Source organism: Corallococcus sp. AB038B (assembly GCF_003668955.1).
Classification (GTDB): domain Bacteria; phylum Myxococcota; class Myxococcia; order Myxococcales; family Myxococcaceae; genus Corallococcus; species Corallococcus exiguus.
Genome location: NZ_RAWO01000004.1, coordinates 41,826 through 64,285, shown reverse-complemented (window position 1 = coordinate 64,285; position 22,460 = coordinate 41,826). Strand labels below are relative to the sequence as shown.

Below are 22,460 nucleotides of genomic sequence, written 5' to 3'. Positions count from 1 at the left end.
CTCCAGCGCCTCCAGCCTGGCATTCGTCAGTCGCTGGAAGCCGCGCTCAGCGCCGCGCTGGTGCCGTACGCGGCCGTGACCAGGTCGTAGCCGTAGTCCGCGAAGATGCTGTGGGCATAGCTGGTCGGGTGGAGCGAATCCCAGAACAGGTACGTGTCCGGGTCCACGTTCTTGCCCTTGCACGTGCCGGTGACGTTCGTCAGGCCATACGAGGACGGCGACGCGATGATGGCGTTGAACTTCGTATTGGCGTTCATCCCGATGAACTTCACCGCCGGGAAGTCCTGACGCAGCTTCGTCAGCGCCGCCGTCCAGCGCGTGTTGAACTCGTTGGTGGGCGGCGAGAGCACGGTGGTCCCCAGGCCGAAGGGAATGGCCAGCGCCACGGGCGTCCTGTGCAGCGGCGGCATGTTCACCCACAGGACGTACTTCGCGCCCGCGGCCACCAGCTTGCGGATCTGCCCGTCGATGTTCGACGCGGCCTTGGTGGCGGAGGCCTTGATGGCCGCGGAATCGAACGGGTTGTCCTGCGCCTTGTGGTTGATGTCATTGCCGCCGCCCCACAGGACGTAGAGCGCCGTGGGAGACGCCACCGGGTGCGCCCGCAGGTAGGCGTTCACCTGGTTCGTCATGTCCGCCGTCACCGAGCCGCCCTGGGCGTAGTTCGTCCCGCCCTCGTCGGACGCCACCAGCGTCAGGCCCAGCTGCTCCGCGAGCTGCTCCACCCACGGTCCCGAAATCTGGCTGGAGGGGTTCGTGTTCGGACCGCTGGTGGCGGTGCTGTACGTGCCGTTGTCACTCAGGCTGTCGCCAAAGGCGATGACGCTGCTCTGCGCACCCGCGTGCAGCGGGAGAAGCACGGCCGTGACGGCCGCGAACAACAAGGAAGCTGACTTCATGGTGAGAAGACTCCGAGGGGGTGGAGACACACGACGCTACGCAGCGTGTCACCAGTCTCGGAGCTTTCACATGAATTTCAGCTCTTGCGTGTTTTAATCCGGATATTTCAGCCGCGGGCGGCGCGGGCGTCTCGGCCCTTGGCGCGGGCGGCCTTGGAGAGCAGGTCGCTCCCCTTCTCCTCGCCCTTCATCCACGCCTTCAGCGCGGGCACCACCTGCTTGCTCCAGGCGCGGCCGGCGCGCACGGCCAGGAAGTCCTGCACCAGCGCGTCCACGATGGCGGAGAGCTGCTCGGTCAGCTCCAGACGTTCGGAGAGCTGATCATCCTCTTCCTCCGTCATGAGCGCGGGCAGCTTGGCGGCGCGGATGTCCAGGAACTCGGAATCCAGCGTGACTTCGTATTCGCGCTCGCCGTGCGAGATGCGCAGCCGCGCCTGGGACACCAGCAGGCCCCGGTCCAGCGAGTGGCGCACGTTCTCCGAGTACGGCGCCAGCGTGCCCTTGGCGCTCATCTCCGTGACGTCGCCCGCCACGCCGCGCAGCACCACCTTGCCCAGGTAGAGCACCACCACGCCCGCGCCGGCGTGCTCGACCAGCGGGTCGCCCGACTCCGAGCGCCACAAGAGCCACGTCATGAACTCGCGGCCCAGGTAGGCCCGGCCGCGCAGCAACTGTTCGCGGGCCTTGCCCTTTTCGACTTCGGCTTCGTCCTTCTCCTCCTCGGTGGCGGCACCATCCACGCCGACATCGCCCCGAGCGAACGCCGCCTCTTCCCTCGCCTGCTCACGCTTCGCCATGGGTGTCCTCCACCGAAGCCGTCGCCGGCAGCTCCATGCCAATGAGCTCCGCCGTGGGGCCCAGGGCCTTCTCGTCAATGCCCGCGCGCTGTGCCATGGACGCGGGCGTGATGCCAATCACCTTCACCGCCAGGGCGCCTTCCAGCGCCACGCAGATTTCATCCACCGTCTTTCGCGACGCGGCCCAGACCTGCACCGTGTGCGTCTTCAGGTTCCACGTCACGTCCAGCGTGCTGGTGCGCGGCACCGCGCGCTGACGCAGGAGCTGCTTCAACTCCGCGCGCTGCTTGTTCTTCTCCGCGCGCGCGGGCGGCCGGCCGTTCTCCTTGCCGAAGGCGGCGGACCACTTGTCCAGCTCCGACTTCATCATCGACGCGGGCACCTTCAGCGTGTCGATGCGGAAGGAGAAGAGGGCGTACTCGCCATAGTAGAGGTTGCCGGTGGCGAACTCGGAGGACTCCGGGTTCTCCAGCTCGACAAAGCCAGCGGCGCGCTCCTCCTCGGAGCGGCGGTCGATGGGCTCGAACGCATGGGACTTGAGTCCCTTGGTCATCCAGCGCTTGACGTCGGACGGCGCATCCTTGGCCGGCTCGGTCCGGAAGCGCGAAAAGGTCACTGCACCACGTAGGACAGGCATGGGGCGCGGCAGGATGGGGGTCGCGTGGCGTCGCGTCAAGGCACTCGGTGTGGCTGGACGCGAAGGGCCGGGAATAGCCCCCGCCGATATTCGTTTGCCCGGGCTCCGTCCAACCGTGCACGTCTCCGCCCCACCCCGCTGGCGGGAATCCATGACACTCCCAGGCACGCGACATACGGTGGCCGCCGCCATGCGCCGCGCACTCCTCTCCGCCAGCGTCGTTGCCCTCTTCCTGTCCGCCTGCACCCACACGGCCACCACGCCGGACGGAGCCCCGCGCGACACGCTGCCCGGAGTCACCCGGGCCCTGCTGGAGACCCTGGAGGCGGACGGCGCGCTCGCGGGCGCGTACGTGGTGGACGCGCGCACCGGCGAGCCCCTCTTCACCCACCGCGAGAACGTGCGGCTGTTGCCCGCGTCCACGATGAAGGTGGTGTCCACCTCCGCCGCGCTGTCCGCGCTGGGAGCGGACTTCCGCTTCACCACCCCGGTCTTCCTGGAGGGCTCGCAGGCGGGAGGCCTGTTCCTGGGCGACGTGGTGGCGCAGGCGTCCGGGGACCCGTCGCTGGGTTCGTGGCGCTTCCCGGAGACGGCGCTCGCGTGCGACCGCGTCGCGGAGGCGTTCCAGGCGCGCGGCATCCACCAGTGGCGCGGCAACGTGCGCATCTCCGGCACGGACGGCATGGACGGCGGCATGGGCCCGGGCTGGGCCTGGGATGACGCGGCCTATGCCTACAGCGCGGCGCCCACGCCCTTCGTCTTCCGCGAGAACGTGGTGGACCTGGCGCTGGCGCGCGCCCCCGGCGCCACCTGCGCGGACGCCCCTTCTGTCCAGTGGACGCCCACCTTCGCCACGCTGTCCGCGGTGGTGAACGTGGACGTCAACGCCGAGCGCGCGAACCTGGCCTGCGTGCGCGGAGGCGGCGGAGTGCGCTGTACGTGGCGTTCGCCCACGGGCGGGCCGTGCCCCCAGTCCGCCGCGGTGAAGCTGTCCGTGGACGCGCCGGAGGCCCTCTTCGCCGCGTGCGTGGACGACGCGCTGGCTCGGCACGGAATCACGCGGCTGCCGCTGTCCCTGGAGGCCCCCACCCCGCCCATGCCCCCCATGCCGTCGCCGCTGGTGGAGCTGATCAGCCCGCCCCTGTCGGAGCTGGTGCGCGTGACGAACAAGGAGAGCCTCAACCTGTACGCGGAGCGGCTGGGCATGCGCTTCGCCCGCGAGCGCACCGGCCAGGAGGGCTACGTCGCGCTGCGCACGGCCCTGGTGGCGGAGCTGGCGCGCCGGGGCGTGCCCACCAAGGACCTGCGCCCAGTGGATGGCAGCGGCCTGTCCCGCTACAACCTGGCGTCGCCTCGGGGCATGGCGCGCGTGCTGCTCACCAGCCTCCAGGAGCCGTATGGCGCCGCGCTGGTGGACAGCCTGCCGGTGCTGGGCGTGGACGGGACGCTGGCGGGCCGCAAGACGACGCAGTCCACCGCGGGCCGCATCCGCGCGAAGACGGGCACGCTCACGGGCCAGAAGTGCTTCGTGGGCGTGGCGGAGCGGCCAAACGACACGGAGCACCCGCGCGTCGTCTTCGCGCTGATGCTCGGCAACATGGACGAGGGCACGAAGCCCAACGCCAACGAGACCTTCGACACCTTCTCCACCGCCCTGGTGGAGCTGCCCCTGCGATGAGCGTCCCGCAGGGAAACACCCGCATGCGAGGTGAACCATGAAGTCCAGAATCGCAGTCACGACCGCAGCGCTGCTGTTGCCGCTCGTGTCCGGAGCCGCGGGGAAGGCTCCCGCGAAGCCCGCCGCCGCGGAGAAGCAGCCCGTGGAGACGACCTACCACGGCACCGCCGTTGCGGACCCCTACCAGTGGATGGAGTCCGCCACCGAGCCGAAGGTGCAGCAGTGGACGAACACGCAGAACGCGTACACGCGCACGTACCTGGACAAGCTCCCGGGCCGCGAGCCCCTGCGCCAGCGCATCACGGAGCTTTTGTCCTGGAAGTCGCCCTCCTACGGCGCCCTGGACGAACAGGGCGGCACGCTGCTGGGGCTGAAGTTCCAGCCGCCCAAGCAGCAGCCCACGCTCATCGTGGTGGGCTCGCTGGACGACACGTCGAAGGAGCGCGTGCTGGTGGACCCCACGCAGGTGGACACGTCCGGCAAGACGACCATCGACTGGTTCCAGCTGTCGCACGACGGCAAGAAGGTCGCCGTCTCCATGTCCAAGGGCGGCACGGAGAGCGGTGACGTGTCCGTGTGGGACGTGGCCACGGCGAAGGCGATGGCCAACGAGCTGGTTCCGCGCGTCAACGGCGGCACGGCGGGTGGCAGCCTCGCGTGGAACGCGCAGGGCACGGGCTTCTTCTACACGCGCTACCCGCGCGGCGAGGAGCGCCCGCCCGTGGATCGCGAGGTGTACCAGCAGGTGTACTTCCACACGCTGGGCACGCCCACGGAGAAGGACACGTACGCGCTGGGCAAGGACTTCCCGCGCATCGCGATGACGGACCTGGAGTCCAGCGACGACGGTCAGTACACCTTCGCGCGCGTGGCCAACGGCGACGGCGGCGAGTTCGACCTGTACCTGCACGGCCCCAAGGGCACGTGGACGCAGGTGGCGAAGTACGCGGACAAGGTGGTGTCGGCGCGCTTCGGCAGCGACGGCGCGGCGTACCTGCTCAGCCGCAAGGACGCGCCGAAGGGCAAGGTGCTGCGCCTGCCGCTGGCCACGCCCACGCTGGACAAGGCGGCCGTGGTCGTCCCCGAGGGCCAGGCGACGGTGCAGGCCGTGGTGCCCACGAAGGGCCGCCTGTACCTGCTGGAGCAGTTGGGCGGTCCGTCGCAGCTGCGCATGGTGGACCTGACGGGCAAGGCGCTGGGCCTGGTGGCCACGCTGCCGGTGTCGTTCGTGGGCGGCCTGGTGCGCCAGGGCGCGGACGACCTGCTCATCGTCAACGGCAGCTTCACCCAGCCGGCCGCGTGGTTCCGCTTCACGGCGGCGGACAGCAAGGTGACGAAGACGGCGATGGCGCGCACGGCGCCCATCGACATGAGCGACGTGGAGGTGGTGCGCACGGAGGCCACGTCCAAGGACGGCACGAAGGTGCCGCTCTCCATCCTGAAGAAGAAGGGCACGAAGCTGAACGGGAACAACCCCACGTGGCTCACCGGCTACGGCGGCTTCAACGTGTCCATCAACCCGGGCTACAGCCCGCTGACGGGCATGTGGCTGGAGCAGGGCGGCGTGTTCGCGGTGGCGAACCTGCGCGGCGGTTCGGAGTTCGGCGAGGAGTGGCACAAGGCCGGCTCGCTCACGAACAAGCAGAACGTGTTCGACGACTTCTATGCGTGCGCGAAGCTGCTGGTGGACCAGAAGTACACGCAGCCGAAGAAGCTGGCCATCCAGGGCGGCAGCAACGGCGGCCTGCTGATGGGCGCGGCGCTGACGCAGCACCCGGAGCAGTACGGCGCGGTGGTGGCGCGCGTGGGAATCTACGACATGCTGCGCACGGAGCTGACGCCCAACGGCCAGTTCAACGTCACGGAGTACGGCTCGGTGAAGGACCCGGAGCAGTTCAAGGCGCTGTATGGCTATTCGCCGGTGCACCGCGTGAAGGACGGGACGAAGTACCCGTCGGTGCTCTTCACCTCCGGCGCCAATGACCCGCGCGTGGATCCGTTCCACTCGCGCAAGATGGTGGCCCGGATGCAGGCGGCCACGGCGTCCCCCAAGCCCATCCTGCTGCGCGCCGACGCGGAGACGGGCCACGGCATGGGCACGCCGCTGTCCTCGCGCATCGAGGAGGAGGTGGACGTCTACTCCTTCGTCTTCAACGAGCTGGGCATGACGTACAAGCCCAACGCGACGAAGAAGGTCGCCGCGCCCGCGCCGCAGTAGCCGGGCTTCTCCCTGCGCCCGTCCTCCGAGTCCTTGCGGCTCGGAAGACGGGCGTTTCTTCTTTTGGGTTTCGTGGCAGCCTGCCGCCCCATGAGCCCGCTCATCCCCTACTTCGTTCTTTCGCCCATCGTCGCGGGCGGCCTGGTCTGGTGGACGCTCACCCGCCTTGGCAGGAAGCGGAACGCGCGCGCGAAGGGCTCGTTGGACGCGGTGGTGACGCGGCTGAAGGGGCAGAAGGTGCTGGGCGCGGTGGACCTCGTCGTCCAGGACGTGTCCTGGTCCGGGGAGACGGAGCTGTCCCCGCAGAACTGCCGCATCCGCGTGGTGATGGGCGGCCAGGACGCCAGCACCATTCCGCCGCGCTTCGAGGTGGAGAGCGCGCCCGGAGCCCCCCGCCCCCCCGCGGAGGTGCTCGCCGCGCTGCGCGTGCTGGATGCGCAGGCGACGGAGGCGTTGAAGGGCGGCGGCTGGAGCTGGCAGCGGCCCACGGTGAGCTTCGAACCGGCTGCGTAGCCCCGCGAACGCAACGCCGGGGATTCGGGTGACGGGGCGAGGAGCGCGGTGCCACCATGCGCCGCATGTCTTCGACCTTCCTCGACAGCCTCGACACGCCCGCCCCCATCGTGGACCTGGACCGCGTGGAGCGGAACCTCCAGCGCGTCGCGGCCTATGCGCGCGAGCATGGCCTGCGCTTGCGGCCCCATACGAAGACGCACAAGACGGCGGAGCTGGGCGCGATGCAGGTCGCGGCGGGAGCCTCTGGCGTCACGGTGGCCACCCTCCTGGAAGCCGAGGTCATGGCGGCCGTGTCCGACGACGTGCTGCTCGCGTATCCGCCGGTGGGCGCGCGGAAGCTGGCGCGGCTGATGGCCCTGCCCTCGCGCGTGCGACTCACCGTGGCGCTCGACTCCCTGGAGGTGCTGGAGGGGCTGGCGCGCGCGGCGCGGGATGCGGGGCGCACCGTGGGAGTGCTCGTGGAGGTGGACCTGGGCATGCGCCGCGTGGGGCTGCGCTCGCCAGACGAGGCCTTGGCCCTGGCACGCGCGGCGGCGTCTACGTCTGGGGTGGCCTTTCGCGGGCTGACCTTCTACGCGGGCCACATCCGCGTTCCCCAGGCGGAGCTGCCCGCGGTGATGCAGTCCCAGTCCGATGCGGTCGCGACGTTCGTGGACGCACTGAAGAGCGCGGGTCTGCCGCCGGAGGTGGTCAGCGGTGGTTCCACGCCGACGCTCTGGCAATCCCATACCGTGAAGGGCCTCACGGAGATCCGTCCCGGCCTCAACGTACTCAACGACCGCAACGCCGCCGTCATCGGCGCCTGTGATTGGACGGAGTGCGCCTACTCCGTCCTGGCCACCGTGGTGAGCACGGCCGTGCCGGGACAGGTGGTCATCGACGCGGGGGCCAAGGCGCTGGTGAAGGAGGAAGGGCTGTCACCGGGCTATGGCGTCCTGCTGGACCGGCCGGAGATCGTGGTGAAGAACCTGTCGGAGGAACACGGCCTGCTGGACGTGTCCGGCACGACGTGGCGCCCGCGCATTGGCGAGCGGGTGCGCGTGGTGCCCAACCATGTCTGTGTTTCCGTCCCGCAGCATCCCCGGCTGCACATCGTGCGGGGTGACACGCACGTGGGCACGTGGGAGGTCGCCGCGCGCGGCTGGTGACCCCTCCCCTGGCGCCTGCCTGTCCCGCCCCATCGTGCCCCCTGGCCGTCAGCTTCTGGCTGCTCTGCTGCCACTGGCAGGCAGGAACCCGGCCACTTCCCCTTGTCTAGCATTGCGCCAATCGCCGGAAGGACTTCCGGATGGGAGGCGGCATGCACAAGGCAAAGGGCTTCTTCGTCACAATCGCCATCGCGGGACTGTCCCTGGGAGCACCCCCGGCACTCGCGGAGGACAGGGCGGCGCTCGATGCCCGGCTCCAGCAAGCAAAGCCTGTCGAATGCGACGTCCAGTGCGGCGATGTCATCACCCAGCATACGAAGCTCACGCATGACCTCTCCTGCCCGGGGTCGCCCGAGCCCGCGCTCCGCATCGAAGGTGACGGCATCGTCCTGGACCTGGGCGGCCACACCGTGCGCCGCTCGGGTCCGGACCAGTTCGGCACACGCGGCATCGTGGTCACCAGCGGCAGCTACATGGTGCGCAACGGCACGATTCGCGGCTTCGACCGGGGCGTCCAGACCTTCGGCACCAACCAACTGCGACTGCACGCGCTCACGTTCACGGACAACTTCGCCGCAGTCTACAATTTCGTTGGGAACGCCTTCCTCATCACCGATTCGCGCTTCATTGGCAACAACCTCGGGTTTACCAGTGAGTTCGATGTAGCGATGGGAACGCTCGACGTGAGGTCGAGCCATTTCGAGAACAATGGCCGCGCGCTCTTCCTGAACAGCCACATCGCTGACGTCCTCGATTCGACCTTCACGGCGAACGGCATCATCCTCGACTGCCTCAATGGCAGCGCGCGCGTCCGCTCGAGCATCCTCACAGGGAACGAGGCGGTGGCCCTCGCGACCGACCCCGCCGGGGGCCCCAACATCTGCGGCATCCTGCGGTTCGAGGACTCCCTCCTCGCGAACAACACCTCGTTCGGGCCCACGGGCGCGTCGGTCTGGGTGCTGATCCAGTTCGACATGATCAACAACCTGCTCGTGGGCAATGGGAGCAGCCTCGAGGTCGGAACCTTCACGACCTATGTGCATGGCAACACCTTCTGGGACAACGCAGGAGGGTTGACGCTGAGCGACTATCCCAACGTGTTCATCCCTCTCACCGGCATCGTCCGCGCCAACCAGTTCCTGCGGAACGACGGTGATGGCCTGCGCGTCCTCCCACCGAGCACGCCCACGGTGATTGGCAACGTGGCCCTGGGGAACACGGGCTGGGGCATCCATGCGCCCACCGCCTTTGACGGCGGTGGCAACGTCGCGCGGGACAACGGCGCGGGCAACTGCGAAGGCATCCTCTGCGCCCCCTACTGACCGGGCCGCGCACTCAACCGATGCGCCTCAGCTCCTGCGTCAGCAACTCCTCCAGGTGCCGGATGTTCCGGTAGACAAGGCACCGGTAGCTGGACACGTCGAAGCGCAACTCCTTCACGTCGCGCACCAGCATCAGGGTGGGCTTGCCGCGTCCCCAGGCATAGCCCACCTCCAGATAGACATTGGGATTCGCCAATGACAGGTCCGCGATGACGACCTTCGCGGTGTCGATGCGGTCCCGGATGCGTTGGATGATGGGACCGTCGAAGACGGCCTGGTCCACCCGCTCGCACAGGAGCCCCGCCGCCTTCACGGGGTTCAGGATGCCGTAGTGGTAGGTGTCCTCCAGCTCCTGCGCGAAGGGCATCGCCACGAAGGCATGGGGCTTCTCGTGGGAGTTCGCTCCCGCGGAGGCCATGGGCGGCGCCTGGACGAAGCGGGACGTCCGCCGCACTCGGAAGCCCGTGGCCCCCATCAGCGGCTCCACGCCCGGCGTGAGCCCCAGCCCCAGCGCCATCGCCTTGCGCAGCCGCTCCACGCGCTTGGGGTTCAGCTCCACCACCGTGATGCGCTCCAGGTCGCGTGGGCCACTGCCGCGCTGGAACGCGTCCACGAAGCCGCCCACCAGGGCCAGCACGGCCTCGTCCTCGTCCAGGCCGTAGTTGGGGCCGTGCACCGTGCACGCGAGGTGACGCACGTCCTGCCGGGGCTCCAGCAGTTGGAGCGCGCGCACGGAGAACTGGCGGATCTCGTGGTAGCCGAACTGCCGCAGCCGCACCGTGCCCAGGAAGAGCACCCACGGGGCGCCCAGGCTCCGGCGCGACTCGATGAAGCGGTGGTCCCCGGGGAGCAGGTCGAAGGCGTCCATGGCCACGCCCGCCCCCTCCAGCCGGCGCGCCACCGCGCCGTCCGCCCCATGGAAGCCCTGCGCGTACTTCAGCAGCACGGCATCCGCGGCCGTCTCGCCCACATCCCCCAGGTCCACCACGACGTCCAGCGTGTCTCCCATGGGCCCGGGACTGTAGGGCGTCCCGGTCCGCCCACGCCATCCCCGGCGTCCGTCCCACCGCGTCAGGTGGGATGAACCCAGACGTGGCGAACGCCCGTCAATCCCTGCTCAATAACGCCTCCTGCCCGCCTGGCTCTCTTTCAGGCCGCCTCCGCGCTGCCTGTGAAGCGCTTCACAGTTTCCGCCCGGCCGGGTCGGTAGCATTTGCGACCATGTCCCTGTTCGCGCGCCTGCAGGCCCTGCTGTCCGCCCACCCGTCCGCTCCGGCCCCGGAAGCCGGACAGACGCCCGCAGCCGCCGCGGCACCCTCGGCGGCGACCAGCAGCGCCCCGGCGGAGACGGAAGGCGCCCCCGCGCCGCCGCCCGTCTGCACACGCTACCTGCCCGCGGGCCAGGTGGTGGTGCGCGAGGGCGACCCGGGACACTCGATGTTCGTGGTGCTGGAGGGCCGCGTCGCGGTGCTTCGCGGCGGCGACCACGGCGGCAACACGGAGGTCGGCCGCATGGGGGCCGGCGAGTTCTTCGGGGAGCTGGCGCTGCTCACCGGCACGCAGCGCACCGCCACCATCGTGACGGTGGAGGACGCCGTGCTGCTGGAGCTCACCCAGGCCGGCGTCCGGGAGCTGGGCAAGGATTACGGCGTGAAGGGGGAACAGATGCAGGTCGCCGCCCGGGAGCGCCTGCTCGCGGACGCGCTGCGCAGCAACCCGCTCATCGCCGCCCTGCCCCCGGAAGTGCAGCATGAGCTGGGAGATTCCTTCGTCCCCTGCACCGTCCCCGCCGGAGAGACGCTGCTCACCCGAGGCCAGCCGGGTGACGCGCTCTACGTCCTCCTCCGGGGCCAGTGCGAGGTCTTCCACACGCACAGCGACGGCCGCCAGTCCGCCTATCCCAAGCTGGAGGAAGGCGCCCTGTTCGGAGAGATCTCCTTGCTGCGCAGCCGGCTGGCCACCGCCACCGTGCGCACCGTGACGCCCTGCACGCTGCTCAAGCTGGAGCGCGACGTGTTCAAGAAGGCCTTCCTGGGCCAGCCCGACCTGCGCGGCGCCCTGGTGCGCCTGGGCCTGGAGCGGCTCAAGCACACCATCGAAGTCATGGGCGAAACGAAGTAGTCCGCCGTCCCGCGCAATCCCAGACATGATGAAGCGCTGGGGTCTACCGCAATGCCTTTCGGGCACCGGTGGACCACAGCGCCCAGGCCATCAGCACGGGCTGGAAGAACAGCCGGACCAAGCGCTTCCGGTCCGTATCCAGGCCGAACGCGGAGAGGCGCTTGTCGTACTGATGCAGGTTGCCGGGGAAGACCGCCGCGAAGAAGGCCGCCAGTCCCAGCCCCAGGGGAATCCGGTGGCGCTTGTCGAAGAGCAGCGTCAGCCCGAGGCCGATTTCGACCACGCCGGAGAGCAGGACGACGAGGTCCTTGTCCATGGGAACCCAGTCCGGCACCTGCGCCTGGAAGGGCCCTCGCGCGAAGGAGAGATGGCCTGTGCCGGCGCCGACCATGAACGAGCCCAACACCCCACGCCCCACGTTCTGCAAAGGCGTTGTCCTGGCTTCCTGCAGCACGGTCACCTCCGCTCCAGTTCAATTCCAATCGTTGAAAGGTGAGGTGGCGAAGTGAAGGGTGCAATCCAGGGGTGAGCCCGCCTTCACGCTAGGGGGGCGGGCAAGAAGGCACGAGCCCCCGCCGCCGCGCGGCGTCCTCCAGGTAGGCGCGCACCACGGGCATCAGCGGCAAGCGCAGCGCGGTCTCCACGTCGATCCACCGGGCCCACACCACCTCGCGCTGGTCGAGAACGAGCCGGGGCTCTGTATCGAGCTCCATCTCGACGAAGTGACACGAGTCCCGCTTGAACTCGTCCCGGTGGTGCAGCTCGCACACGACGCGCAGACTCGATGCCGGCACGTGCAGGCCCACCTCCTCGCGCAGCTCCCGCGCACCCGTCTCTTCCGGAGTTTCGCCGCGGTTCCTGCCGCCGCCCGGCAACGAGAAGGCCTGCTTGTAGGAGTTCTGCAGGAGCAGCACCTCACGCCCCCGCCACACCCCCACGAGCGTGCCCTCCGTGCGCGGACGACGCACGAACCACCACGCGAGCGCCAGGTGATACGCGCCACGGTAGGCCACGCGCATGAGGGGATCGATGGGGGTGCTCATGCGGACGATGGTACCCGGACGCGGCGAGGCCACGGCGCCCGGGCGACCCGGACGGAGAGTCCGTGTTAACGTGGAAGGCATGGGAAACGTAGGTCCAGTCGGCAACCGGAGCGTCTCGCTCCCCGTGTCCAACCCGGTGGCGGAGGCCCGTCCGGCGGCTCCAGCGGCCTCCACGGCTCCGGCCGGGCCCACGCGGACGCCGCAGCAGGTGGCGCTCCAGCGGGACGGATTCGAAGGCCCCAGCGCCCCTGCCCCGGTGAACCTGACGGGCGCGAGCGGACCGGCGCCGATGGGACAGCGCGAGCGGGCGCTGGAGGTGGTGCGGCAGGCGCCCGCGGGTTCGGTGGGCGCGGCCATCCGTCCGCTGCTGTCCGGCGCGATGCAGGGGATGGGCGCGGTGGGCTACGCGGCAGGTGCCGCCCCCTCCGCGGCGGCCCTCGCAGTGGAGGGCATGGGCCAATCCCAGATGGCGCCCGCCCTGCTTCAACAGATGCAGCAGCAGGCACGCGCGGGGCAGGCCGCCGGGCGCGAGGCCGCCGCGGGCCAGGTGGGCGACTTCTACGAGGCGAACCGCGAGCTGCTCAACCGGCCCGCGACGGCCTCCAACATCTGGGAGTTCTCGATGCGCGAAACCGCGTTCTTCCGGCAGCAGCCGCTGGGGGTGAGCATGGCGGCGTCGCTGATGAGCGGCGAGACCCGCGCGCACCTCATCACGGGCAGCGCGCTCCTCCAGGCGGGCGGAGCGCTCCTGCAGCGCATCCTGCCGTAGCAGGGCGTCGCGACCGCTGGGTCAGCCGTGGATCAGCTCCCCGGCCGCCAGCATCGCGACGAACTTCTCGATCCGGCGCACGCGCGTCTCCGGCTTCTTCGCGTCGTGAAGCCGGAAGAGGATGGCGTAGCGGTTGGCACCCTTGAGCGCGGCGAAGGCCGCCTTCGCCTTCGGGTTCTTCTCCAGCGCGAGCGTCAGGTCCTCCGGAACCTCCATGGTCCTCTGCCCCGCGTACGCCGCTTCCCAGCGGCCATCCGCGCGCGCGGACTCCACCTCGCGCAGGCCCGCGGGCTTCATGCGCCCGGAGGCGACCAGGGCCTCCACCTTGCCGCAGTTGATCTTCGACCACTTGCTGCGCGGCTTGCGCGGCGTGAAGCGCTGGAGCCAGTACTCCGAGTCGAACGCGCCCTTCTGCCCGTCAATCCAGCCGTAGCAGAGCGCTACCTCCAGCGCCTGCGCATACGTCACGGACGGGATGCCGGACTCGAACTTGGCGAGCTTCACCCAGACGCCCGGCGCGTCGACGTGGTTCTTCTCAAGCCACTTCTCCCACGCCTTCTCGGACGCGAAGGGCACGACGGGGAGCTCCTGCTTCGCCTTCGCATTCATGCGGTGCAACGCCTTTCCCTGCCCCGCGCCTCGCGCCGGGTTCATGACAATCCCACTCTATCGGCGGAAGGCAGGCCGGGCGGAAGCGGTTATGAAACACGCCATGGCTGAAACCACCCACGCTCCGCCGCCGAACGCCGTGCCGCCCTCGCTCGCTCGCGTGGCCTTCCACGCCGTGGCAGCCGGGCTCACCCCGCTCATCCCCGTGCCCTTCCTGGACGACTACGCCCTGCGTCAGGTGCGCGAGCAGTCCGTGCGCGACCAACTCAAGGAGCGGTGCCTGAAGGCGCCGGACAAGGCCGTGGCGGTGCTCGCCGGCTCATACGACGCGCGCAGTCTGGGCGGACAACTGGTGTCCTATCTCAAGGCCGTGGCGCTCTTCCCCGTGCGCAAGGTGTTCCGCAAGGTCTTCTTCGTCCTCTGGGTGAAGGACTGCGTCGACCTGACGAGCGCATGCCTCCACCACGGCTACCTGCTGCACCACGCGCTGGAGCGAGGCGACCTGGACGCGGACTCACTCCAGGGGGACGCGCCCAACAAGGTGCAGGCCGCCATCATCGCCGCCTGCTCGGAGATGGACGCCCGGCCCGTCAACCAGGCGCTGCGCCGCATCTTCCGCAGCAGCCGGGTGCTGCTGGCCGAGGCCACGCGCGTCTTCCTGGATCCGAAGCGCGGCCCCCGCGTGCCCGACCCGAAGACCGAGAACGCGGAGGTGAGGTCCCTCACCGACCAGCTCCTCCAGGAACTGTGGGAAGAGCGTGGCTACTTCACCGCGCTGGAGGCTCACTACGACAAGCACCTGAAGCGAGACCGCACGCCAGAGGAAGAACCCCGGGCCGCGACGGGGACCTGATCACGGCGCGGGCGCGGCGGCGGTCTCCAGCGGCGCGCGGATGCGGGCGGAGAAGTCGTCCCGCCCCTGCGCGGCCAGCGCTCGCGCGTTGATGTGATAGCGCTGGCGGACCTGCTCCAGCGGCGCGTCCGTGTCGATGATGCCCAGCTCGTACGCGAGCGCATCCGAGAACGCCGGCATCAGCGTGCGGTGGTCATACGGCACGTTCTTCGTGGCCACCTTCTCGAAGTGATGCACCAGGTTGGTGGTGCAGTTGCTGGTGAGCGTGTCGTAGAACTCCGGCTGCGTGTGCAGCCCGTTCATCCGCTGCACCATGTCCATGAAGAACGCGGTGATGCGCTCCTTCGACGCGTTCACCGGATACACATACACGTCGTCATGGCGGAAGTTGGAGCGCAGCTGCACCAGGTCCCGCTCATCGCCCACGACGTAGGTGATTTCAAAACGGCGGAACAGGCCGCCCAGCGCGGAGAAGGTCTCCCCCTGCTCGCGCCGCACCTCCACGGAGAACACCACGTGGCGGCCGTCCTGGAAGCCGAAGCTCACCATCGTGTGCGCGGCGCCATAGAAGCCGGAGAAGGGCTCCACGATGAACGACGCGTCCGTGAGCGCGGCCGTGTCGTAGGTGGCCGTGTACCAGGCGGGGTCCCAGTCCGTGGTGCTGCGGTAGCGGAAGTCGCGCACGTCGTGCAGCGTCACCTGCGTCCCGGCCACCTCCGCCCACGGCGCCCGCACCAGGTCCGGCGCCCAATCCCGCGAGTTGGAAGGCTGGAACGTCCGCACCCACCCGTACACGGACAGACAACCCAACAGCATCACCGCCACGCTCCAGCGCCGCGAGCGCCGCCGCCAGGCCGCCACCGCCAGGGCCACCAGGGCCACCGCGACGAGGCCCCGGGCCACGTGCGGCCCCTCCGTCCCCGTCCCCGCCAGGACCAGAGCCAGCGAGGCCCAGATGCCCCCCACGAGGAGCACGAGCCCCGACACGGCGTTCTTCCAGATGCGCATGCGGCCGAGTATCCGCGCCCCACGTCGCTCGTGTCACGGACGCGTATTGTGGGTGCAGCCCCGGCGGGCGGCCGGGCGCGGATCCGCCCTCCCAGGAAGGACCGGGATTTGTCGCAACCGCCTACCTTGACCGCTTTTCCCCGGGTGTGCGACGAAAGGGGGGTCCCCAGCTTCCAGGAGTCACACCCCATGAGCGACGAGCGCGAAGACACGACCGTTTACAAGGTCGTCGTCAACCACGAAGAGCAGTACTCCATCTGGCCCGCGGACCGTGAGAACGCGCTGGGCTGGAAGGACGCCGGCAAGCAGGGCCTGAAGGCCGAGTGCCTGGAGTACATCAAGGAGGTCTGGACGGACATGCGTCCCCTGAGCCTCCGCAAGAAGATGGAAGAGGACGCGGCCCGCAACAAGAACTGAAGGCCGCGTGCGCTTCCCACCGCGCCCTCCCCGCTTCAACGGGGAGGGTGGGCCGGCCCCGTTAGAGGTCCGGCGGAGGCCTGACGCCCAGGTGGCAGGCGCGCAGGGCAAGCTGGGTGCGGTTCTCCGCGCCCAGCTTGCGGTAGAGCTGCGTGACGTGTGACTTCACGGTGCGCTCGGCGATTTGAAGGTGCGCGGCGATCTTCAGGTTGTCCGCCCCGCCCGCCACGTACTGCAGCACCTCGCGCTCGCGCTGCGTGAGCAGCAACAAGACGCTCGCCGTGGGTGAGGTCACCGGCGGATGCTCGAAGTCGTTGCGCAGCAGTTGCACCGGGAAGAGGCGCTCGCCCCGCACCAGCGACTGCACCGCGGAGGACACCGCGTTCACGCCCAGCCCCGCGCGGAAGAGATACCCGGAGGCCCCTTCGTCGAAGCACTGGGAGATGACCTCCGGCGTGCTCACCGCGGACAAGAGCAGCATGCGCACTTCCAGCCGGCGCTTGCGGGCCTCTCGCAGGAGGTTGAGCCCCTCCGTCACGGAGCATCCGATGGCGGCTTCGCCGTCGCTCTCCACGTCGAGGATGGCCACCTGAGGTGGATCCGTGCCGAGCCCGTCCAGGAAGCCGCGCACGTCGCGCGTCACCGAAGTGGAATGACCCTCACCCCGAAGCCCATCGGACAGGCCCTGCCAGGCCGCCCACGGTCCTTCGAGAATCGAAATACGAACTGCCGATTGATTCGCTGCCATGCGATGGCCCCCCAGCCGTCGTGGCGAATTGCTTTCAATGCTACCTGTCGACTTCAACCTGCCCCGGAGTCGGTGGAACCGCGGCGGAACTTCCGCCTGTGCTGAGCGTGCGAGAACCGCGCTTCAACTCCATCCGGGGGTCCTGTCACTGCTGCCCTGCGGACTGCACCTGCGACTGCCGAACTGGCCCGTTCGGGCCGAACCTCCTTTTTCGTTTCAAGCAAATCCAGCCAACCGAGACCCTAACATCATCCAAGGCCTCATGCGAACGGACCCGCGCAGGACTGTCAATTGCGCACGGAACGCATGGAAATCCAGGGCCTCGTCCGTCAGGTCGTGATCGCTGTCGCCCCAGGAACACACGTTCTGCGTCCACATTCGGATGTTTTACTCGTTGTTTCGTCTGAGGTCCGGGCAGGGGCGCCCGCATGCGCGCGGATGGCGCGTCCTGGATGCCAAGGGCGTATGCTGTGCGTCCCACGCGCATGACTCCCTCCGCCCCCGCACCCCATGTCGACGTCGCCACGCCCGAGCGGGTGGCCCTGTCCCTGCCCGTGGCCGGCATCGGCTACCGCTGTCTCGCGTGGCTGGTGGACGCGAGCCTGCTGTTCTTCTTCTGGGTGGCGCTCTACTTCGTCATCACCCTGCTGGTGTCCGACGTGCTGGGGGCGTTCCAGGCGTTGTCGGGGCTCACGCAAACACTGCTCGCGGTGGGCCTCTTCGCCACGCAATGGCTGTACTGGACGCTGGCGGAGGTCTTCTTCCATGGACAGACACCCGGCAAGCGCGTGATGCGCATCCGGGTGGTGCGCGAGGATGGCTCACCGGTGGGCTTCTTCGAGAGCGCGGTGAGAAACCTGTGTCGCGCGGTGGACTTCCTGCCGGTGCTCTACGCCACCGGTTGCATCACCATGCTGCTGGACTCACGCCACCGCCGGTTGGGAGACATGCTCGCCGGCACCGTGCTGGTGCGTGAGGAGGCCATCGACCTGGACAAGTACACGCAGGCGCCCGCGGTGGACGCTCCGGCCGCGGACGCGGGCGTGCAGCGCCCCCTGAACGCGGAGGACGTGGAGCTGGTGCTGGCGTTCCTTTCGCGCGCGCCCGGCCTGGAGCCGGAGGTACGGCGGCGGCTGGGCACCAGGCTGGTGGACCGCGTGGGCGCATCCCTGACGGACGAGGAGCGCACGCGGGTGCTCCAGTCGCCGGAGGCCACGGAGGCCTTCCTGCGCACGCGCGCGAAGGCGGTCCACTGACATGGCCGCGCCCCTGCCCACGTTCGTCACGCGGCGCCGGCCGGACTGGGACGCGCTCCAGTCCCTGCTGACGCGCCAACGCGCGGGCCGCTTGAGCCTGGCGGAGCTGCGCACGCTGGACACGCTGTACCGGCGCGCGGCCGCGGACCTGGCGCAGGCGCAGACGTTCTATCCGGGCACGGACGCGCACCGCTTCCTCAACCAGCTGTGCGCGCAGGCGTATGGCGCCATCTACCAGCCGCCGCGCGAGCGCTGGGCCTCCACGCGCGACTTCTTCCGCCGGGACTTCCCCGCCACCCTGCGCCGCGAGGCGCGCTTCGTGGGCGTGAGCGCGGGCCTGCTGGTGCTGGGGCTGCTGTTGGGCGCGCTGGTGGTGACGCTGGAGCCGCGCGGCGCGGAGCTGCTGGTGCCGGAGGGCGTGCGGCGCTACGTGGCGCAGGGGCGCATGTGGACGGATGATTTGTTATCCGTGGCGCCACCCAATGCCGTGGCCTCCGGCATCGCGACCAACAACCTCACCGTCACGCTGTTCGCGTTCGCGTCCGGCATCCTGCTGGGCGTGGGGCCCATCTTCACGCTCGTGAACAACGGCGTGCTCATTGGCGCGGTGGGAGCGCTGTGCTTCCGCGAGGGCATGATGACGGGCTTCCTGGACTTCATCGCCGCGCACGGACCCGTGGAGCTGTCCATCATCGTCATCGCGGGCGGCGCGGGGCTGATGGTGGGCCAGGCGCTCATCGACCCCGGCGAGCTGCCGCGCGCGCAGGCGCTCCAGGCGCGCGGCCGTGAAGCCGTGAAGCTGGTGGTGGGCTGCGCGCCCTTCCTCGCCGGCATCGGCTTCGTGGAGGGCTTCATCTCCCCGGGCCACCTGTTCCCCACCTGGGCCAAGGTGGGGCTGGGCCTGTCGCTGGGAGTCCTCTTCTGGTTCTACCTGCTGCGCGCGGGCAGGACGGACGCGGGCGCGGCGCGCGTGGACGTGCCGGACGACATGGCCTCCAGCCGCTTGCGCTGACGGTGCTTGAGGATGCGCTCGTAGGCGTCGTTGACCTCGCGCATCTGCTCCGCGGAGCCGCCCCGGTCCGGGTGCCGCTCCAGGGCCAGCGCGTGGAAGCGCGCGCGAATCACGTCCGGCGTATCCAACGGCGACACGCCCAGCGTCTGGTACGGGCACTGCTCCTGGACGGCGGAGAGCCACTTGTCCAGCCGGTCCTTCACCTCCACGAAGCGCGCGTCCGCGTCCGCGGTGTCCTTCACCGGGTGCGTGCGCATCTTCGCGTCCGCGCGGAAGACCTCGCTGTAGGTGCTGGACACCCAGCGGTGGCACGAACCGCACCGGTAGTACTTCACCCGGGTTCCCGGCTGGAGTGTCATCATCACGCCGCAGTGGGTACACTCCACCGTGACGTTCTCCAGTGTCTGCCAGCTCGCGACCGCCGCACCCATGGTGACTTCGTCCTCCGTTCGCAACACGCCTGTAGCACCGGCAAACTCCCACAGCCGGCGATCCCGTCAAGAAAATGTCGCGAACGACCCGGGGGGTCCCTCCGGCGCGCTGCCGGGCTTCCCGGGATTCGGGTAGAACGAGTCCCATGCGACCGCTCCTCGCCGCCGCCCTGCTCCTGACCGCCGCCGCGCACGCCCAGGCCCCGTCGGCCCCCCCGGCCGCGGCGCCCAAGGCCGCCCCGAAGCCCGACAAGGCCCCCGTGGAGCGCGTCGCCCCCGCCCGGCCCCCGGTGGATACCGGAACCTCCGGCGCCGCGGACCAGCCCCTCCTGAGGGGCCTGTTGTGGGCTGCGGAGCCCGCGCCGGAGGAGATCCGCACGCTCGCCATCGAGGACCTGGCGCTCCTGGGTGACCCGCGCGCCCTGGACCCGCTGGCCGCGTTCATCTGGGACCCGAACCCGCGCATCCAGCAGGCCGCGTTGCGCGCGGTGGCCCTCTTCCAGCACCGCCGCGCCGAAGAGATCCTGGGCAACGTCGTGCGCCACCCGCGCCTGCCGGACGCGCTCAAGATTCAAGCGCTGGGAGGTCTTCTGTATCAACGCACCCCCACCGCCCGCCGGGTGGTGCAGGACGTGGCCGCGGACAGCCGCGTGGGCTACGCGGTGCAGAACGCGGCGCGCTCGGTGGCGTCGCAGTGGGAAGCCGCCCCGGCCGCCGCGCCGTGAAACACGCCTGCCTGTCTGCTCTCCAGCCCTGACGCCGCCCTGCCCCGCCGGGCCGATTCCTGGAGTGCGCGCGTGTATGGGTTAGACTGGGGCGCATGAAGATCACCCCCCTCGACATCCGGCAGAAGCGCTTCGAGACGGTGATGCGCGGCTTCGCGCGTCCCGAAGTCGGCGCGTACCTGGAGCTGATCGCCGGCGAGTTCGAGGAAGTGGTGAAGGAGAACATCGCGCTCAAGGAGGAGCTGAAGCGCACGCAGGCGCGGCTCGAGCAGCATCAGGAGCGCGAGCGCACCCTCCAGGAGACGATGGTCACCGCCCAGCGCATCAGCGAGGACCTGAAGGACGCCGCGAAGAAGGAAGCGGAGATCATCATCGCGGACGCGGAGCACCAGGCGGAGAAGATCGTCCACGGCGCGCACCAGCGGCTGGTGCAGGTGGTGGAGGACATCAACGAGCTCAAGCGCCAGCGCACCCAGTTCGAGTCGCAGGTGCGCTCCGTGGTGGAGGCCCACCGCAAGCTGCTGGAGACGTTCGCCGCGCCCACCTTCGCGGACCGCGACTACGCGCGCGTGGAGGACAACGTCGCGTTCCTGTCGCAGAAGAAGGCCACCTCCAACGACTAGCGCCCGCGCATGCCCGCCCCCTGGCTCAAAGCCGTGCAGACAGGGGTGGAGCTGACGGTGCTCGTCCAGCCGCGCGCGTCCCGCACCAAGGTGGTGGGCGAGCATGACGGCCAGCTGAAGATTCAACTCGCCGCGCCGCCCGTGGATGGCGAAGCAAATGCGGCCCTGGTGGAATTCATCGCCAAAACGCTGGGCGTGCCACGTCGCCAGGTGACACTCGTGGCGGGTGACACGTCGCGCCGTAAGCGATTGAGGGTGGAAGGGGTTGATGCGGCGGCGGCCGAGGCTGTTATCTCTCGTGGACCGTGAGGCCACGCATGCTCCGCCTGTTCGCCTTCCTGATGATGCTGCTGGCCTCGCCGGGCGTGTTCGCGCAGGACGAAGGTCCGCGGGGCATCCACGCCACGGAGGCCGTCGTCACGGACGCCGCGCTCGTGCCCCACGCCCGCCCCGCCATCGTCGCGGGCGAGCTGAAGACGCAGCGCTTCGTCATCCTGCACACCGCGAAGGCGGCGGGCGCGGCCCGTGCGCTGGCCGGGCAGATTGAAGGCGTGCGAGACACCTTCGGCGCGATGCTGGGACGCGACTGGCCGGGCACCACCGAAATCCGCCTGGGCGTGGGCCGCCAGGAGTTCGAGGCGCTGGCGCTCCCCGGTGGCAAGCCTCCGGGCTGGGCCGTGGCGCTCGCCTACCCCGGGCATCAAATCATCCTGTTGGACGCGCTCAGCCTGAGCGACACGGAGGGGCCCACCACGCTGCGGCACGAGCTGGCGCACGTGGCGCTGGGCCAGCTGGCGAAGGACTGGCCGCGCTGGTTCCAGGAGGGCGTGGCGCAGAACCTCACGGACGAGCGCTACTCCGTCGCCCACTACAGCGCCCTCTTCCGCGCGGTGACGCAGGAGCGTGTCTTCCACTTCGAGGACCTGTCCGACGAATGGCCGGACGTGCCCGCGGACGTCGAAATCGCCTACGCGCAGAGCGCCGCCTTCGTGGCCTTCCTCACCGGCAAGCACGGCTCGCACGCCATGGGCCTGCTGGTGGACGGCGTGCGCGCGGGTGAGCCCTTCGAGCAGGCCTTCGGCAAGGCCTTCCGCACGTCGCTGCTGCTGGAGGAGCAGGACTGGCGCGAGGGGCTCGCGGCCCGCTACGGCTGGCTGCCGCTCACCACCAGCTCCGCGCTCCTGTGGCTCACCGCCTCCGTGCTGTGCGTGGCCGCCTTCGCGCGCCGGATGCGCCAGAAGGCCGCGAGGATGACGGAGCTGGCCGCGGAGGACGCCGCCGAGGACGCCGCGCTGCGCCTGCTCGCCGCCGCCCGCGCCGCGGGGCCCCTCCCCGTGGACGGCTCCGAGCCGCTGTCCCCTGCCCTCCCCTGGCCGGAATGGCCCGGCGCCACCACGCCCGCGGCCCCGCCCAATCCTTCCGCCCCCAGCCAGCCGGAAGCCCTGGAGGGCGCGCCGGAAGCCTTGGAGTCGGGCGCGGGCCATCCGGAAGGCCCGGACGGTTCGGACATGGAGGACGAAGAGCCGGAGGCCTCCAGCGGCGAGTACGAGCTGGACGGCGAGGCCCCGTCGGGCCGCCCGCCCAAGCCGACGCTCCACTGAGAGGCGCGGCGTGCCCAGGCAGGGAAGGT

The 22,460-nt window shown here is 69.8% G+C and carries 25 protein-coding genes; 15 read left to right on the top strand and 10 right to left on the bottom strand.

The window, feature by feature from the left end:
* Window positions 1-26: 26 nt before the first annotated feature.
* The 3 genes from D7Y04_RS19545 to rdgC all read right to left on the bottom strand — a co-directional run bounded on the left by D7Y04_RS19545 (window position 27) and on the right by rdgC (window position 2,333).
* Entirely contained in the window at window positions 27-899 is an 873-nt protein-coding gene (locus tag D7Y04_RS19545; protein ID WP_121760294.1) for an SGNH/GDSL hydrolase family protein, read from the bottom strand.
* 107 nt (window positions 900-1,006) lie between these two features.
* Window positions 1,007-1,696: a hypothetical protein gene (locus D7Y04_RS19540; protein ID WP_120578243.1), complete on the bottom strand. Its 690-nt coding sequence runs from the start codon at window positions 1,694-1,696 to the stop codon at window positions 1,007-1,009.
* Window positions 1,683-2,333 carry a recombination-associated protein RdgC gene (gene rdgC, locus D7Y04_RS19535; protein ID WP_120599796.1) on the bottom strand — a complete coding sequence of 217 codons (651 nt, stop codon included), beginning with the start codon at window positions 2,331-2,333 and terminating at the stop codon, window positions 1,683-1,685. Before rdgC ends, D7Y04_RS19540 begins: the two co-directional genes overlap by 14 nt.
* A gap of 190 nt (window positions 2,334-2,523) precedes the next feature.
* On the opposite strand from rdgC, the gene dacB reads away from it, so the two are divergent.
* From dacB to D7Y04_RS19510, 5 genes are all read left to right on the top strand, one after another.
* Window positions 2,524-4,011 carry a D-alanyl-D-alanine carboxypeptidase/D-alanyl-D-alanine-endopeptidase gene (gene dacB / locus D7Y04_RS19530; RefSeq protein WP_121760529.1) on the top strand — a complete coding sequence of 496 codons (1,488 nt, stop codon included), beginning with the start codon at window positions 2,524-2,526 and terminating at the stop codon, window positions 4,009-4,011.
* Window positions 4,012-4,048: 37 nt separating this feature from the next.
* Window positions 4,049-6,229, top strand: coding sequence for a prolyl oligopeptidase family protein (locus D7Y04_RS19525; protein ID WP_121760293.1), 2,181 nt, complete (start codon window positions 4,049-4,051; stop codon window positions 6,227-6,229).
* A 90-nt stretch (window positions 6,230-6,319) separates the two neighbouring features.
* Window positions 6,320-6,742 carry a hypothetical protein gene (locus tag D7Y04_RS19520; RefSeq protein ID WP_121760292.1) on the top strand — a complete coding sequence of 141 codons (423 nt, stop codon included), beginning with the start codon at window positions 6,320-6,322 and terminating at the stop codon, window positions 6,740-6,742.
* Window positions 6,743-6,798: 56 nt separating this feature from the next.
* A complete protein-coding gene (locus tag D7Y04_RS19515) occupies window positions 6,799-7,893 on the top strand; it encodes an alanine racemase (protein WP_199749701.1) in 1,095 nt (364 codons plus the stop codon).
* A gap of 152 nt (window positions 7,894-8,045) precedes the next feature.
* Complete coding sequence (locus tag D7Y04_RS19510; protein ID WP_120599109.1) at window positions 8,046-9,215, top strand: right-handed parallel beta-helix repeat-containing protein; 1,170 nt, start codon at window positions 8,046-8,048, stop codon at window positions 9,213-9,215.
* 13 nt (window positions 9,216-9,228) lie between these two features.
* On the opposite strand, the gene D7Y04_RS19505 is transcribed toward D7Y04_RS19510, so the two are convergent.
* Window positions 9,229-10,224 (bottom strand): hypothetical protein, encoded by a 996-nt coding sequence (locus D7Y04_RS19505; RefSeq protein ID WP_120599102.1) that lies wholly within the window; start codon window positions 10,222-10,224, stop codon window positions 9,229-9,231.
* Window positions 10,225-10,436: 212 nt separating this feature from the next.
* Between D7Y04_RS19505 and D7Y04_RS19500 the strand changes: the two genes are divergently transcribed.
* On the top strand, window positions 10,437-11,336 hold the full coding sequence (locus D7Y04_RS19500) for a cyclic nucleotide-binding domain-containing protein (RefSeq protein WP_120599103.1): 900 nt from the start codon (window positions 10,437-10,439) through the stop codon (window positions 11,334-11,336).
* A 43-nt stretch (window positions 11,337-11,379) separates the two neighbouring features.
* On the opposite strand, the gene D7Y04_RS19495 is transcribed toward D7Y04_RS19500, so the two are convergent.
* Window positions 11,380-11,727, bottom strand: coding sequence for a hypothetical protein (locus D7Y04_RS19495; RefSeq protein ID WP_233601504.1), 348 nt, complete (start codon window positions 11,725-11,727; stop codon window positions 11,380-11,382).
* Between the two features lie 151 nt (window positions 11,728-11,878).
* Entirely contained in the window at window positions 11,879-12,379 is a 501-nt protein-coding gene (locus D7Y04_RS19490; RefSeq protein ID WP_121760526.1) for an NUDIX hydrolase, read from the bottom strand.
* A gap of 79 nt (window positions 12,380-12,458) precedes the next feature.
* Here D7Y04_RS19490 and D7Y04_RS19485 point away from each other — a divergent pair, with 79 nt between their 5' ends.
* Window positions 12,459-13,148 carry a hypothetical protein gene (locus D7Y04_RS19485; RefSeq protein WP_121760291.1) on the top strand — a complete coding sequence of 230 codons (690 nt, stop codon included), beginning with the start codon at window positions 12,459-12,461 and terminating at the stop codon, window positions 13,146-13,148.
* A 21-nt stretch (window positions 13,149-13,169) separates the two neighbouring features.
* On the opposite strand, the gene D7Y04_RS19480 is transcribed toward D7Y04_RS19485, so the two are convergent.
* Window positions 13,170-13,802 carry a YdeI family protein gene (locus D7Y04_RS19480; protein ID WP_233601503.1) on the bottom strand — a complete coding sequence of 211 codons (633 nt, stop codon included), beginning with the start codon at window positions 13,800-13,802 and terminating at the stop codon, window positions 13,170-13,172.
* Window positions 13,803-13,860: 58 nt separating this feature from the next.
* Between D7Y04_RS19480 and D7Y04_RS19475 the strand changes: the two genes are divergently transcribed.
* A complete protein-coding gene (locus D7Y04_RS19475; RefSeq protein WP_233601502.1) occupies window positions 13,861-14,610 on the top strand; it encodes a hypothetical protein in 750 nt (249 codons plus the stop codon).
* Here D7Y04_RS19475 and D7Y04_RS19470 read toward each other — a convergent pair whose 3' ends face one another.
* Complete coding sequence (locus D7Y04_RS19470; protein ID WP_120599106.1) at window positions 14,611-15,618, bottom strand: DUF4105 domain-containing protein; 1,008 nt, start codon at window positions 15,616-15,618, stop codon at window positions 14,611-14,613.
* A gap of 189 nt (window positions 15,619-15,807) precedes the next feature.
* Here D7Y04_RS19470 and D7Y04_RS19465 point away from each other — a divergent pair, with 189 nt between their 5' ends.
* The gene (locus D7Y04_RS19465) at window positions 15,808-16,035 is read left to right on the top strand and encodes an MbtH family protein (RefSeq protein WP_014397734.1); all 228 of its coding nucleotides are present in this window, start codon (window positions 15,808-15,810) and stop codon (window positions 16,033-16,035) included.
* 61 nt (window positions 16,036-16,096) lie between these two features.
* On the opposite strand, the gene fruA is transcribed toward D7Y04_RS19465, so the two are convergent.
* Entirely contained in the window at window positions 16,097-16,783 is a 687-nt protein-coding gene (gene fruA / locus D7Y04_RS19460) for a response regulator transcription factor FruA (RefSeq protein WP_043321786.1), read from the bottom strand.
* 485 nt (window positions 16,784-17,268) lie between these two features.
* Here fruA and D7Y04_RS19455 point away from each other — a divergent pair, with 485 nt between their 5' ends.
* Both D7Y04_RS19455 and D7Y04_RS19450 read left to right on the top strand, forming a co-directional pair.
* Window positions 17,269-18,039, top strand: coding sequence for an RDD family protein (locus D7Y04_RS19455; protein WP_171809293.1), 771 nt, complete (start codon window positions 17,269-17,271; stop codon window positions 18,037-18,039).
* Between the two features lies 1 nt (window position 18,040).
* Window positions 18,041-19,051, top strand: coding sequence for a stage II sporulation protein M (locus tag D7Y04_RS19450; protein ID WP_121760290.1), 1,011 nt, complete (start codon window positions 18,041-18,043; stop codon window positions 19,049-19,051).
* Here the strand turns inward: D7Y04_RS19450 and D7Y04_RS19445 are convergent.
* Window positions 18,967-19,482 carry a J domain-containing protein gene (locus D7Y04_RS19445; protein WP_120599108.1) on the bottom strand — a complete coding sequence of 172 codons (516 nt, stop codon included), beginning with the start codon at window positions 19,480-19,482 and terminating at the stop codon, window positions 18,967-18,969. The two genes, D7Y04_RS19450 and D7Y04_RS19445, sit on opposite strands and share 85 nt — an antisense overlap.
* A 146-nt stretch (window positions 19,483-19,628) precedes the next feature.
* Between D7Y04_RS19445 and D7Y04_RS19440 the strand changes: the two genes are divergently transcribed.
* From D7Y04_RS19440 to D7Y04_RS19425, 4 genes are all read left to right on the top strand, one after another.
* Complete coding sequence (locus tag D7Y04_RS19440; protein WP_121760289.1) at window positions 19,629-20,207, top strand: HEAT repeat domain-containing protein; 579 nt, start codon at window positions 19,629-19,631, stop codon at window positions 20,205-20,207.
* Between the two features lie 95 nt (window positions 20,208-20,302).
* Window positions 20,303-20,830 carry a DivIVA domain-containing protein gene (locus D7Y04_RS19435; RefSeq protein WP_014397740.1) on the top strand — a complete coding sequence of 176 codons (528 nt, stop codon included), beginning with the start codon at window positions 20,303-20,305 and terminating at the stop codon, window positions 20,828-20,830.
* 9 nt (window positions 20,831-20,839) lie between these two features.
* The gene (locus D7Y04_RS19430) at window positions 20,840-21,139 is read left to right on the top strand and encodes a DUF167 domain-containing protein (protein ID WP_121760288.1); all 300 of its coding nucleotides are present in this window, start codon (window positions 20,840-20,842) and stop codon (window positions 21,137-21,139) included.
* A gap of 8 nt (window positions 21,140-21,147) precedes the next feature.
* Window positions 21,148-22,431 (top strand): hypothetical protein, encoded by a 1,284-nt coding sequence (locus D7Y04_RS19425; RefSeq protein ID WP_121760287.1) that lies wholly within the window; start codon window positions 21,148-21,150, stop codon window positions 22,429-22,431.
* Window positions 22,432-22,460: the final 29 nt, after the last annotated feature.

Coding starts and splice junctions, on each gene's coding strand:
- D7Y04_RS19480 (WP_233601503.1), bottom strand. CDS start 13,802: ATGAACCCGGCGCGAGGCGCGGGGCAGGGAAAGGCGTTGCACCGCATG.
- D7Y04_RS19465 (WP_014397734.1), top strand. CDS start 15,808: ATGAGCGACGAGCGCGAAGACACGACCGTTTACAAGGTCGTCGTCAAC.
- D7Y04_RS19545 (WP_121760294.1), bottom strand. CDS start 899: ATGAAGTCAGCTTCCTTGTTGTTCGCGGCCGTCACGGCCGTGCTTCTC.
- D7Y04_RS19470 (WP_120599106.1), bottom strand. CDS start 15,618: ATGCGCATCTGGAAGAACGCCGTGTCGGGGCTCGTGCTCCTCGTGGGG.
- D7Y04_RS19540 (WP_120578243.1), bottom strand. CDS start 1,696: ATGGCGAAGCGTGAGCAGGCGAGGGAAGAGGCGGCGTTCGCTCGGGGC.
- D7Y04_RS19495 (WP_233601504.1), bottom strand. CDS start 11,727: ATGGTCGGCGCCGGCACAGGCCATCTCTCCTTCGCGCGAGGGCCCTTC.
- D7Y04_RS19440 (WP_121760289.1), top strand. CDS start 19,629: ATGCGACCGCTCCTCGCCGCCGCCCTGCTCCTGACCGCCGCCGCGCAC.
- D7Y04_RS19500 (WP_120599103.1), top strand. CDS start 10,437: ATGTCCCTGTTCGCGCGCCTGCAGGCCCTGCTGTCCGCCCACCCGTCC.
- fruA (WP_043321786.1), bottom strand. CDS start 16,783: ATGGCAGCGAATCAATCGGCAGTTCGTATTTCGATTCTCGAAGGACCG.
- D7Y04_RS19505 (WP_120599102.1), bottom strand. CDS start 10,224: ATGGGAGACACGCTGGACGTCGTGGTGGACCTGGGGGATGTGGGCGAG.
- D7Y04_RS19455 (WP_171809293.1), top strand. CDS start 17,269: ATGACTCCCTCCGCCCCCGCACCCCATGTCGACGTCGCCACGCCCGAG.
- rdgC (WP_120599796.1), bottom strand. CDS start 2,333: ATGCCTGTCCTACGTGGTGCAGTGACCTTTTCGCGCTTCCGGACCGAG.
- D7Y04_RS19515 (WP_199749701.1), top strand. CDS start 6,799: ATGCGCCGCATGTCTTCGACCTTCCTCGACAGCCTCGACACGCCCGCC.
- D7Y04_RS19445 (WP_120599108.1), bottom strand. CDS start 19,482: ATGGGTGCGGCGGTCGCGAGCTGGCAGACACTGGAGAACGTCACGGTG.
- D7Y04_RS19435 (WP_014397740.1), top strand. CDS start 20,303: ATGAAGATCACCCCCCTCGACATCCGGCAGAAGCGCTTCGAGACGGTG.
- D7Y04_RS19425 (WP_121760287.1), top strand. CDS start 21,148: ATGCTCCGCCTGTTCGCCTTCCTGATGATGCTGCTGGCCTCGCCGGGC.
- dacB (WP_121760529.1), top strand. CDS start 2,524: ATGCGCCGCGCACTCCTCTCCGCCAGCGTCGTTGCCCTCTTCCTGTCC.
- D7Y04_RS19510 (WP_120599109.1), top strand. CDS start 8,046: ATGCACAAGGCAAAGGGCTTCTTCGTCACAATCGCCATCGCGGGACTG.
- D7Y04_RS19485 (WP_121760291.1), top strand. CDS start 12,459: ATGGGAAACGTAGGTCCAGTCGGCAACCGGAGCGTCTCGCTCCCCGTG.
- D7Y04_RS19525 (WP_121760293.1), top strand. CDS start 4,049: ATGAAGTCCAGAATCGCAGTCACGACCGCAGCGCTGCTGTTGCCGCTC.
- D7Y04_RS19430 (WP_121760288.1), top strand. CDS start 20,840: ATGCCCGCCCCCTGGCTCAAAGCCGTGCAGACAGGGGTGGAGCTGACG.
- D7Y04_RS19475 (WP_233601502.1), top strand. CDS start 13,861: ATGGCTGAAACCACCCACGCTCCGCCGCCGAACGCCGTGCCGCCCTCG.
- D7Y04_RS19490 (WP_121760526.1), bottom strand. CDS start 12,379: ATGAGCACCCCCATCGATCCCCTCATGCGCGTGGCCTACCGTGGCGCG.
- D7Y04_RS19520 (WP_121760292.1), top strand. CDS start 6,320: ATGAGCCCGCTCATCCCCTACTTCGTTCTTTCGCCCATCGTCGCGGGC.
- D7Y04_RS19450 (WP_121760290.1), top strand. CDS start 18,041: ATGGCCGCGCCCCTGCCCACGTTCGTCACGCGGCGCCGGCCGGACTGG.